8 protein-coding genes and 1 pseudogene are annotated in these 10,952 nt (G+C 69.1%); 6 read left to right on the top strand and 3 right to left on the bottom strand.

Annotated elements, in window-relative coordinates; translation table 11 throughout:
• Positions 1–226 precede the first annotated feature (226 nt).
• A complete protein-coding gene (locus ACWEH3_RS34925) occupies positions 227–1,468 on the top strand; it encodes a M20 family metallopeptidase (protein WP_450026252.1) in 1,242 nt (413 codons plus the stop codon).
• Positions 1,469–1,584: 116 nt separating this feature from the next.
• Entirely contained in the window at positions 1,585–2,727 is a 1,143-nt protein-coding gene (locus ACWEH3_RS34920; protein WP_450026263.1) for a M20 family metallopeptidase, read from the top strand.
• 77 nt (positions 2,728–2,804) lie between these two features.
• Here ACWEH3_RS34920 and ACWEH3_RS34915 read toward each other — a convergent pair whose 3' ends face one another.
• Complete coding sequence (locus tag ACWEH3_RS34915) at positions 2,805–3,278, bottom strand: gamma-glutamylcyclotransferase (RefSeq protein WP_195088143.1); 474 nt, start codon at positions 3,276–3,278, stop codon at positions 2,805–2,807.
• A 174-nt stretch (positions 3,279–3,452) separates the two neighbouring features.
• Between ACWEH3_RS34915 and ACWEH3_RS34910 the strand changes: the two genes are divergently transcribed.
• The 3 genes from ACWEH3_RS34910 to ACWEH3_RS34900 all read left to right on the top strand — a co-directional run bounded on the left by ACWEH3_RS34910 (position 3,453) and on the right by ACWEH3_RS34900 (position 7,302).
• Positions 3,453–4,856, top strand: a complete 1,404-nt coding sequence (locus ACWEH3_RS34910) for an NAD(P)H-quinone dehydrogenase (RefSeq protein WP_450026254.1) — start codon at positions 3,453–3,455, stop codon at positions 4,854–4,856.
• 464 nt (positions 4,857–5,320) lie between these two features.
• Positions 5,321–6,208, top strand: coding sequence for a hypothetical protein (locus tag ACWEH3_RS34905; protein WP_450026256.1), 888 nt, complete (start codon positions 5,321–5,323; stop codon positions 6,206–6,208).
• A 71-nt stretch (positions 6,209–6,279) separates the two neighbouring features.
• Complete coding sequence (locus ACWEH3_RS34900; RefSeq protein WP_450026258.1) at positions 6,280–7,302, top strand: hypothetical protein; 1,023 nt, start codon at positions 6,280–6,282, stop codon at positions 7,300–7,302.
• Positions 7,303–7,427: 125 nt separating this feature from the next.
• Here the strand turns inward: ACWEH3_RS34900 and ACWEH3_RS34895 are convergent, their stop codons facing one another.
• The gene (locus ACWEH3_RS34895) at positions 7,428–7,673 is read right to left on the bottom strand and encodes a hypothetical protein (protein WP_355081363.1); all 246 of its coding nucleotides are present in this window, start codon (positions 7,671–7,673) and stop codon (positions 7,428–7,430) included.
• Between the two features lie 288 nt (positions 7,674–7,961).
• Here ACWEH3_RS34895 and ACWEH3_RS34890 point away from each other — a divergent pair, with 288 nt between their 5' ends.
• On the top strand, positions 7,962–9,140 hold the full coding sequence (locus tag ACWEH3_RS34890; protein ID WP_450026261.1) for an aminotransferase-like domain-containing protein: 1,179 nt from the start codon (positions 7,962–7,964) through the stop codon (positions 9,138–9,140).
• 202 nt (positions 9,141–9,342) lie between these two features.
• Here ACWEH3_RS34890 and glpK read toward each other — a convergent pair.
• Positions 9,343–10,842 (bottom strand): annotated as a pseudogene (glpK, locus tag ACWEH3_RS34885) (glycerol kinase GlpK).
• Positions 10,843–10,952 lie beyond the last annotated feature (110 nt).

Below are 10,952 nucleotides of genomic sequence, written 5' to 3'. Positions count from 1 at the left end.
AACCACGTCTTTCGAGCGAAGCGAGACCGAGCATGCGCCGTTCGCGGCCCGGCTCGCGTTTGCGCGGCCGCCGCGTACGCGACGAAGGAGCAAGCGGCGGCCGCGCAAACGCGAGCCACAATGGGGCCGCGAACACGCCGCGACGAAGTCGCGGCCAAAACCAACCCAGCCGCGAACACGCCGCGCGAAAGCGCGGCAAATCGAACACAGTGCGAGACTGTGTTGCATGCCACCATCTCGCAGCGGGCGCCAGGAAGCGCAGCACGACGGCAACGCAGTCTGCGAGGTCGACGCCACCGCTCGCGGTGACGCCGCCATCCGCGCCGCGTCCGCCGAGCTGATCGCGCTCTCGCACGCGATTCACGAGGAACCGGAGCTGGCGTTCGAGGAGACCCGCAGCGTCGCCAAGACGATCGCGCCGCTGGCCGGGCGCGGTTTCGAGATCGAGCGGGGCGTGGCCGAGCTGCCAACGGCCTTCCGCGCGCGCTACGGCAGCGGCGCGCTGACCGTCGGCATCTGCGCCGAATACGACGCGTTGCCCGAGATCGGCCACGCCTGCGGGCACAACGTCATCGCCGCCTCCGCGGTGGGCGCGGCGCTCGGTCTCGCCGAGGTCGCGGACGAACTGGATCTCACCGTGCTGGTATTCGGCACACCGGCCGAGGAGAGCGGCGGCGGCAAGGTGCTCATGCTGGAACGCGGCGTGTTCGACGACGTCGCGATGGCGATGATGGTGCATCCGGGGCCGCTCGACATCGTCGGCGCCCGCTCGCTGGCTCTGGCCGACGTGTCGGTGGTCTTCCACGGGCGCGAGGCGCACGCGAGCGCGGCGCCGGAGCAGGGCCGCAACGCGGGCGACGCGGTCACCGTCGCGCAGGTGGCCCTCGGGTTGCTGCGGCAACATTTCCTGCCCGGCCAGCAACTGCACGGTATAGTCGGCGACGGTGGCGTAGCTCCCAACATCGTGCCCGGACGTGCGGAACTGCTGTATTACCTACGCGCAGTCGACTCCGCATCCCTCGACGATCTGATGCGACGAGCGTCGGCTTGCTTCGAGGCGGGCGCCCTCGCGACCGGCTGCACCCACGAAATCCGGACGCTCGCGCCGACGTATACCGAGCTGACCCCGGATCCGGACTTGTTGCTCGTCTATCGCGAGCAGCTCACCGGATTGGGACGCGTGCCGCTCGCTCCGGAGTTCGAGGCGCAGCGGCCGCTGGGCAGCACCGACATGGGAAACGTCACCAATGTCATTCCGGGCATTCACCCGGTCATCGGCATTGACGCCGGTGGTGCGGTGACACATCAGCCAGGCTTCGCCGCGGCCAGCGTCAACGCCTCGGCGGATCGTGCGGTCCTCGACGGCGCGCTCGCGCTCACGCGTACCGCAATCGCCGTCGCCCGCGATGACATCCATAGAGACAGGTTGTTGCAACGGCTAGTTCAACGACAGGAGGACATTCGGTGAGCACAACCGGCCGTTCTGCGGCGCCGGCGACGGGCCCGGCAGCGGGCATCGGTGTGGCCACGGAGGGCCCCGGCAGCTCCGCAGTGTCGGAAACCGGGGGATCAGGGCGGGAAGCGGTGGAGTCGTGGCTGGCCGATCACACGGTCGACCTCGTCCAGTGGCGCAGGCACATCCACGCCAACCCGGAACTGTCCCGTACCGAGTTCGGCACCACCGAGTTCGTCTCGGCGTGGCTGACCAAGGCGGGATTGACGCCGCAGGTGCTGCCCGGCGGCACCGGCCTGATCTGTGACCTCGGACCGGACGGACCGCGGGTCGGCCTGCGCGCCGACATGGACGCGCTGCCGCTGCAGGAGTTCACCGGACTGCCCTTCGCGTCGACGGTCCCCGGCGTGTCGCACGCCTGTGGCCACGACGCGCACACCACCATCCTGCTCGGCACGGCGCTGGCGCTGGCCGAGGTGCCGGAGCTGCCGGTCGGCGTGCGGCTGGTCTTCCAGCCCGCCGAGGAGGTCATGCCGGGGGGCGCGATCGACGTGGTCGCCGCAGGCGCGATGACCGGGGTGGAGCGAATCTTCGCGTTGCACTGCGACCCGCGCTTGGAGGTCGGCCGGATCGGCATCCGCGTCGGCGCGATCACCTCCGCCGCCGACACCATCGAGCTGGTGCTCGACTCGCCCGGCGGCCATACCTCGCGTCCGCACCTGACCAGTGACTTGGTCTACGCCATCGGCACGGTCATCACGGGCCTGCCCGGCCTGCTCAGCCGCCGCATCGACCCGCGCACCAGCACCGTGATGGTGTGGGGCGCGGTGAGCGCGGGGAAGGCGCCGAACGCCATTCCGCAGACCGGCATGCTCACCGGCACCATCCGCACCGGAGACCACGCGACCTGGTCGTTGCTGGAGCCGATGGTGCGGGAGATCGTCGACGGCCTGCTCGCCCCGACAGGCGTGCGCTACCAGCTGAACTACCGGCGCGGCGTGCCGCCCGTGGTCAACGACGAGCACTCCACCCGCATCTTCGAGGACGCCATTCGCGCACTCGGCCCCGACGCGCTGGCCGACACTCCGCAGTCCGGCGGCGGCGAGGACTTCTCCTGGTATTTGGAGGAGGTGCCGGGCGCGATGGCGCGCTTGGGCGTCTGGTCCGGCGAGGGGGAGCAGCTGGATCTGCACCAGCCCACCTTCGACATCGACGAGCGGGCGCTCGCAGTCGGCGTCCGGGTGCTGAGCAACCTCGCGCTCGGCGCGAGCTGAGTTCTTCGTCACACCGGTAGCGGCGTGGCAGGCCCGAGGGTCCGGCCACGCCGCTGTCGTTCCGTCGAGGTGCCTGGTCAGCCGAAGTTGCCAGGGCCGACGTTGCGGCTGTTGCGGGTGCGTAGCGCGTGCACGTAATCCTCTGGCGCACCGGCCTTTTCGGCAGCATCGGCGATCACGCCAAGGTAGCGGGCGGAGGGCAGGCCGCCCTCATAGGCATCCAGCACGTACAGCCAGGCCAGCGTGGGATCGCCACCGTCACCGTTGCGGGTCACGCGAAGGCGGATCTTCTTGTGGATGCCGAAGTCAGAGCCCTCCCAGCGATCCAGCCGCTGCTCGTCCTCCGGGGACACGTCGTAGAGCACGACGAACACCCGGGAACCGGGATCCTCGACGACCGTCGCGAGAGGCCCTTCCCAGCCGATGTCGTCACCGGCAAAGGTGAGCCGCCAGCCCTCCAACCAGCCCGTCCCGGACATGGGGGAGTGCGGACAGCGCTCGAGCATCTGCGTCGAGTCCATGTTGGACCCATAGGCGGCATAGATCGGCACCAGCAAAGGGTAGCCAATAACCTTCGCAGACCGCGTTCGATTGCCGCACCTGCGGCGCGCCGCCCGGCGGGGAACTGTCGCGCACCGGTAACGCGGTCGATAGTGCGAGGTGGTTGCCGGATAACGTTTACCCGTGCCGGAGATCCCGGCGCGAAGCACGAGCGGAGGTATCCAATGACCCGCATCGCGATCATCGGTGGCGGACCGGCCGGCTATGAGGCGGCCCTGGTAGCCGCCCAGCACGGAGCGTCGGTGACACTGGTCGATTCCGACGGCATCGGCGGAGCGTGCGTGCTGTGGGACTGCGTTCCCTCCAAGACTTTCATCGCCTCGACCGGCGTGCGCACCGACCTGCGCCGCGCTCGCGATCTTGGCATCACCCTTGATCCGGCCCAGGCGCACGTGCAGCTGTCCGAGGTGAACGGGCGCGTCAAGGCGCTGGCGCTGGCGCAGTCCTCCGACATCCGCTCGAAACTGCAGACCGTCGGGGTGACCGTGCTGGCCGGATACGGCGAGCTGATCGATCCGGGCAGCGGCCTGGCCGCGCACCGCGTGCTGGCCAAGCTGGCCGACGGCGCGCAGCAGATCATCGAGGCCGAGGTCGTGCTGATCGCGACCGGCGCGAGCCCGCGGGTGCTGCCGGGCGCGGAACCGGACGGTGAGCGGATCCTCAACTGGCGGCAGCTCTACGACCTCGAAGAGCTGCCGGAGACCCTGGTGGTCGTCGGTTCCGGTGTGACGGGTGCGGAGTTCGTCTCCGCCTACACCGAGATGGGCGTGCGGGTGAAGCTGGTCTCCAGCCGCGACCGCGTGCTGCCCGGCGAGGACGCCGACGCGGCGCTCGTGCTGGAGGACGCGCTCGCCGAGCGCGGCGTCGAACTGGTCAAGCACGCGCGCGCCGACGCCGTTGAGCGCACCGCCGACGGCATCGTGGTCAAGCTTTCCGACGGGCGCACCGTGTCCGGCTCGCACGCGCTGATGACCGTCGGCTCGACACCGAACACCACGGGCCTCGGGCTGGAGAAAGTCGGCATCGAACTCGACCGCGGTGGCTATCTGCGGGTGGACCGCGTGTCGCGTACGTCGGTGCCGGGCGTCTACGCCGCGGGGGACTGCACCGGCCTGCTGCCGCTGGCCTCGGTGGCCGCGATGCAGGGACGCATCGCGATGTACCACGCGCTCGGGGAAGGCGTCAGCCCGATCCGTCTGAAGACCGTTGCCTCCGCGGTGTTCACCCGGCCGGAGATCGCGACCGTCGGCGTCAGCCAGACCGCGATCGACAATGGTGAGGTGCCCGCGCGCACGGTGATGCTGCCGCTGAACACGAATCCGCGCGCCAAGATGTCCGGGCTGCGCCGCGGTTTCGTCAAGATCTTCTGCCGCCCCGCGACCGGCGTGGTGATCGGCGGTGTCGTCGTCGCGCCGATCGCCTCGGAACTGATCCTGCCGATCGCCCTTGCGGTGCAGAACAACCTGACGGTCAACGACCTGGCCCAGACCTTCTCGGTGTACCCGTCGCTCACCGGTTCGGTGACCGAGGCGGCGCGTTTGCTGATGCGACACGACGACCTGGACTGAGCTCGGTTCGGCGCATCCGGTGCCGTGTCCGATCCCGGACATCAGGCCCGGTGAACTCGGTGCGGGCGCGGGACGTGGGCGCTCTTGCCACCCTTGGCTATTCACTGCGTTGCCCAATATGCGCACATGTGGTTCACTCTCGGCAGAGATGCGATCGAAGGACGGTCGCGGAGTTCGGTGTGGGGGGATGGGTCCTTTCCGAATCGGCACGACCGAACGGCCCGGGTCGTTCGACGGTCAGGCGTCTCACCCAGGGACAACTGAATGCGGCCTGCCGGGCCGCCCCGGGAAGGGAATTGCGAAAAGTGAAACATCGTAAGCCGAGTCGGGCGCAGCGAGCGATGGCGAGCACCTCGTTGCCACTGGCCACAGCGGCTGCCGTGGCCACTCTCTTCGCTGCGCCGGCGGGGGCGGCTCCCAACGATCCGACCACTCCGCCGACGCCTGCTCCGACGCAGCCGGGCGTGAACGAGTCGCCGAGCACCCCGGAGACCACTCAGCCGGAGCCGAACAAGCCGGAATCCAAGCAGGATCCGCAGAAGCCGGAGAGCAAGCCCACGCCGAGCCAGCCAGGCGTCACCACCCCGGAGTCGGATCATGCCGCGCCGGACCAGAAAGACCCTAAGCTGGCCAAGCCGACCCAGCCGGGCGTGACCCCGCCGCGCGTCGCGCCGCTGCCGGTCCCCGGTCAGCAGAAGCCGAGCGATCCGCTGCCCGCGGTCGTGCCGGATCAGGCGGCGCCACAGCCGGGCCAGCAGCAGGCCGCGCCGCAGCCGGGGCAGCAGACCACTCCGCAGCTGGGCACGCAGAACGACAACGCCCAGGCGCGGCAGCCGGAGAGCTCCACGCTGGTGCAGCCGCAGGCGCAGCCGCGCTGGCAGGCCCCGCGTATGGAGGCGGCCCCGGCGGCGCCGGTCGTGGAGATGACCGGCCCGCACGCGGAGATCGGCGCCAACATCGACGGCGGCACCGTCCTGCCGGGCCACGTGGCCAACACCCACCACTTCAGCAACGAGGCCGGTTACGTCGGCACCATCGGCTACCGCACGCCGACCGGCTCGGGTGAAGCGGGCGTCTCGGTGGAGTTCGTCGACAAGAACACGGTCAAGCTGACCACCTACACCGGTGGCGAGGGCCTGGCCGCGAACAACACCACCACGGTGTTCGACACCACCCAGCTGAACCAGGCCAAGGCCGCGGTGGAGGACTGGATCCGGGAGCAGCCGGGCGGATCGGCCGCCCTGGATGCCGCCGCACAGGTTAAGCTTCCGCTTCAGCCGGGCGATTTCGCTCCGCAGACCGTCGACGTGGGTGGTGTCACCACCCAGTGGGGTGGTTCACTCCAGTACTGACACGTGCTGTTTCGACGGGTGGGGCGGTCGTTCGCGGCCGCCCCGCTTGTGTGTCCGGGAAAGGATTGGGTGTGACCTCCGAGGGTGACGCGAGGGAGAACGAATCCGACCAGTCCGGTTCGGAGTTCGGTCCGCCGTTGGGGGAATTCGGTCCGCCGGTTTCCGAATTCGGACCGCCCGTCTCGGAATTCGGTCCGCCTGTTTCGGAATTCGGTCCGCCGATGGGGGCCGACACCGGCCCGCGCTGGCAAGTGCCGCAGCAGCCCACCGATCACCCGGAACTGACTTGGCGGCCCGCGGGCGAGCCGGAAACGACACCCGCACTGCCGTCGCGGTTCCGCGCGCCGGATTCCACGGCTTACGCCGGACCTGCCTCCGCCACGCCCGAGCAGCCTTCTTCCGGCGCCGAGCGCCCGCAGCCCGAAGACGGCGCGCCGCAGGAATCCTGGTGGAACCAGCCGACCGCCGAGGGTGGCGTGCCGAAGCCTCCCGCGCCGTCCGAATCGGGTCTGTCCTGGGCCGAGGACCCGATCGCCATGCGGCTGGCGCTGCGCGTCCCCACGGCACCGGCGCCCGTCCGGCGCAAGGGCTCCTCGACGCGGTGGATCGTGCTCGGTGCGGTCGCGGCGGTCGTGGCGCTGATCGCGCTGACCGTGACCATCGTTGTAACCAGCGGCAGCGATGAGGACCAGGACGGCACGGCGGCTTCGAGCGGCCCGAGCACCGCGGCGGTGGACTGCCCGACCCGCACCGAGGGCAAGGTCACCTTCGGCAATGGTTCGGGTGATACGAGCAGTGGGATCCGGGCGATTCTCGGCTTCGAGCATGCCTACTATTCCGAGCGCAGCGCCACCCGCGCGCACACATTCGTGGCGCCGGGCGCGAACGTCGAGCCACCCGCGGACCTGCAGAAAACCATTGACCAGCACATTCCGCGGGGCACGGCCTATTGCCTGCGGATCGCGGAGATCACTCCCGATCGCTTCAACGTCGAGATCACCGAGCGCCATCCCGATGGCACCGAGGCCCAGTACTTCCCGGTGATCACGACGGTGACCCTGGACGGGCGGACCCTCATCTATCTGATCGATTGAGTCTGCTTCGCAGTAGGTCGGGCTACCGGGGTTCGCTCCAGCGATGAACGCGGTGCGTGGTGGAACGGGTGCGCCGCGGCCGCCGGTGTGCGCAAACCGCGCACGCCGCGGCCGCGGACGACGGATCAGCCGTCGTTGACGCCCGGCTGCAGGTAGTTCGTGACCTGCCACACGTACCCACCGCCGGAGCGCACGCAGCCGAGAACCGCTTTGCGCTGGACTCCGTTGCCCACGTCCACATAGTCCTGCGCCGTGGCTCCTGGAACCGTGCACTTCTGACCAGGCTGGGCGGCGTTCGCCGACGGCGCCACAAAGGCCAGTACGCCGGTGGTCAATGCGCCGATAGCAAGCGCGGATGCGATGTGTTTCATGGCTTTTCGTTCCTTCGGTCAGATGATCCTTACGTGGATCTGGACGGCGGCGGCGCGAATACCGTTCCATCGAGTGATGCGGATCACTCCAGAGGTCGCTGCGCGTCGGGGCGGCTGCGGCGGGGTGCATGTCGGGCAAGTGAGTCGGTCGGTCCAGTCGTGTTGCGTTCGTCGGCCCGTTCCATGCCTCGGGGTATCTCACATAATGAGAATAGAATTTCATATTTTGGTAGTCGATGTGAAACAGTGAGGACAACGCGTACCGTGGCGTCCTTTTCCGGAGGTTTCATGACGGCGATCACTCCACCCCTGGCCCGGCGTCTCGAGGGCCTGACGAGTTCGGCGATTCGTGATCTGCTGAAGGTAGCCGCGCGCGACGACGTCATCAGCCTGGCCGGTGGCCTGCCCGACGAGCAATTGATGCCGCGAGACCGGATCGCGCAGGCGGCGGAGTCGGCGCTGGCGGACCGCGCCCGACTGCAGTACACCGAATCGGCCGGGTGGGGGCCGCTGCGTGACGTGCTCGCCGCGCGGGAGACGCGGCGGCTGGGGCGGCCGGTGCCGCTCGAGGAGGTGTTCGTCACGCACGGTTCGCAGCAAGCGTTGTCGCTGCTCGCCGAGGTTTTGCTGGATCCGGGCGCGCTCGTCGTGGTCGAGGATCCGGCATACGTCGGCGCCTTGCAGGTGTTCCGGGCCGCCGGATCGCGCATCGTGACGGTCCCGCTCGACGCCGAAGGGATGCGGGTCGACGCGCTGGCCGAACTGCTCGGCCGTGGCGAGCGGCCCGCGGTGGTGCACACGGTGAGCAATTTCCACAATCCGCGCGGTGTCACCATGAGCCCGCGGCGCAGGCAGGAACTCGCCGAGCTCGCCGACCGGTTCGGATTCTGGGTGATCGAGGACGATCCCTACGGCGAGCTGTGGTTCGACCGGCCGTCGCCGGAGCCGATCGCGACGTATTCACCCAACGTGATCCGGCTGTCGAGCGTGTCGAAGATTCTGGCGCCGACCTTGCGGGTGGGCTGGATGACCGCGCCGAACGCGGTGTGCAGGGGTGTGGAACTGCTGAAGCAGGGCGCGGACCTGTGCGGGTCGGCCCTGACCCAACAGATCGCCGCCGATCTGCTCGCCGATGCGGATTGGCTGACCGGGCAGGTCGAGGAGATCCGGCGGGTCTACGGTGCGCGGGCGCGTGTCCTGGTCGACGAGCTGTGCACCCGCTTCGGTGGCCGTCTGGTGAGCACCGACGCCGCGGGCGGCATGTTCGTGTGGGTCGACTTCACCGATGGGACCGACGCCGTGGACTTGTTGCCCCGCGCCATCGATCTCGGCGTCGCCTACGTCCCCGGCGAGGCATTCGCGGTATCCGGCGGCCACCGGAATTCGATGCGTCTGTGCTTCACCACCTCCGACGCGGCGACGCTGCGTGAGGCGATCGAGCGCTTGGCGCGCGCGATAGGTGAATAGATCCGGGGACAACCACTTTCGATTGCCGCCGGATGGTTCGCGCGATTATGTCGCGGACGTGCGAGCGTAGTCGTCGTCTCGCTCGCGCGGGGCGTCGCTTGCCTCGCCCCTGCCGGGGTAGGTGTTCGTCGGTGGCAGGTCTACTGTGACGACCGTGCCGCGCGACGCGTCGCGAGGTCGAGGAGCGTGCCCGGTCCGCCCGTCAGTCCACCCAGCCGTACGTGCGCTCGACCGCCTTGTTCCACGCGGCGAAGCGCTCGTCCCGTTCCGCCTCCGGCATGGTCGGGTGCCAAGTTTTGTCGGCGGTCCAGTTGTCGCGGATGTCGTCGGTTCCCGACCAGTAGCCGACGGCGAGCCCGGCCGCGTACGCCGCACCCAGCGCGGTGGTCTCGTTGACCACCGGGCGCACAACGGGCACGTCGAGGACGTCGGACTGGAACTGCATGAGCAGATCGTTGGCGACCATGCCGCCGTCCACCTTCAGCGTGGTCAGCTCCAGTCCGAGCCGCTGGGACTCGGCGTCCGCGCGCATCGCGTCGACCACCTCGCGGGTCTAGAACGCGGTGGATTCCAGCACCGCCCGCGCCAGGTGCGCTTTGGTGACGAAACGCGTGAGCCCGGCGATCACGCCGCGCGCGTCCGGACGCCAGCGGGGGGCGAACAACCCGGAGAAGGCGGGCACGATGTAGGCGCCGCCGTTGTCGTCGACGCTACGGGCCAGCGGCTCTATCTCGTCGGCGGAGGAGATGATGCCGAGATTGTCGCGGAACCACTGCACCAGCGAACCGGTGACCGCGATGGAGCCCTCCAAGGCGTATACCGTGTCCGCGGCACCCAGGCGATAACACACCGTGGTGAGCAGGCCGTGTTTGCTGAACACCGGCGTGGTTCCGGTGTTCAGCAACATGAAATTGCCGGTGCCGTACGTGTTCTTGGCCTCGCCGGGTGACAGGCACGCCTGGCCGAATGTGGCGGCCTGCTGGTCGCCGAGGATGCCCGCCACCGGCACCCCGGCCAGTGGCCCGGCACCGATCGGCGCGTAGACCTCCGAGGAACTGCGCACCTGCGGCAGCATCGACTCCGGCACGCCGAATTCCCGGCAGATCGCCGAATCCCATTGCAATGAACGAAGATCCAGCAGCATAGTGCGGGAGGCATTGGTCACGTCGGTGATGTGCTCGCCGGTGAGTTTCCACAACACCCAGCTGTCGACCGTGCCGAAGCACAGCTCGCCCGCCTCCGCGCGCTCCCGCACGCCAGGCACGTTGTCCAGGATCCAGCGCAGCTTCGGCCCGGCGAAATAGGTGGACAGCGGCAGGCCGGTGCGATCCTGGTAGCGGCCCGGTCCCGCGGCGCCGCCCAATTCGGCGCACAGCCGGTCGGTACGGGTGTCCTGCCAGACGATCGCGTTGTACACCGGACGGCCGGTCTCGCGGTCCCACACCACGGTCGTCTCACGCTGATTGGTGACGCCAACCGCGGCGATGTCGTCCGCGCCGAGGCCGTTGCGCTCCAGAACGTCACCGAGGACGAATTCGGTATTGCGCCAGATTGTTTCGGGATCATGCTCGACCCAGCCCGGCTGCGGGAAGATCTGCTCGTGCTCCCGCTGGGCGACGCCGACGACGCGCCCCTGCCGGTCGAAGACGATGCACCGACTCGAGGTCGTGCCCTGGTCGATGGCGGCCACATAGCGACGCATGCTGGCAGTGTATTTAACCGCGACTTCGTCGCGGCGTGTTCGCGGCCCCTAATGGCTCGCGTTTGCGCGACCGCCGCTTGCTCCTTCGTCGCGTACGCGGCGGCCGCGCA

This window comes from Nocardia sp. NPDC004718 (assembly GCF_053601535.1).
Note: the sequence above shows the minus strand (reverse complement) of the source record. Positions and strands in the feature narration are given on the sequence as shown.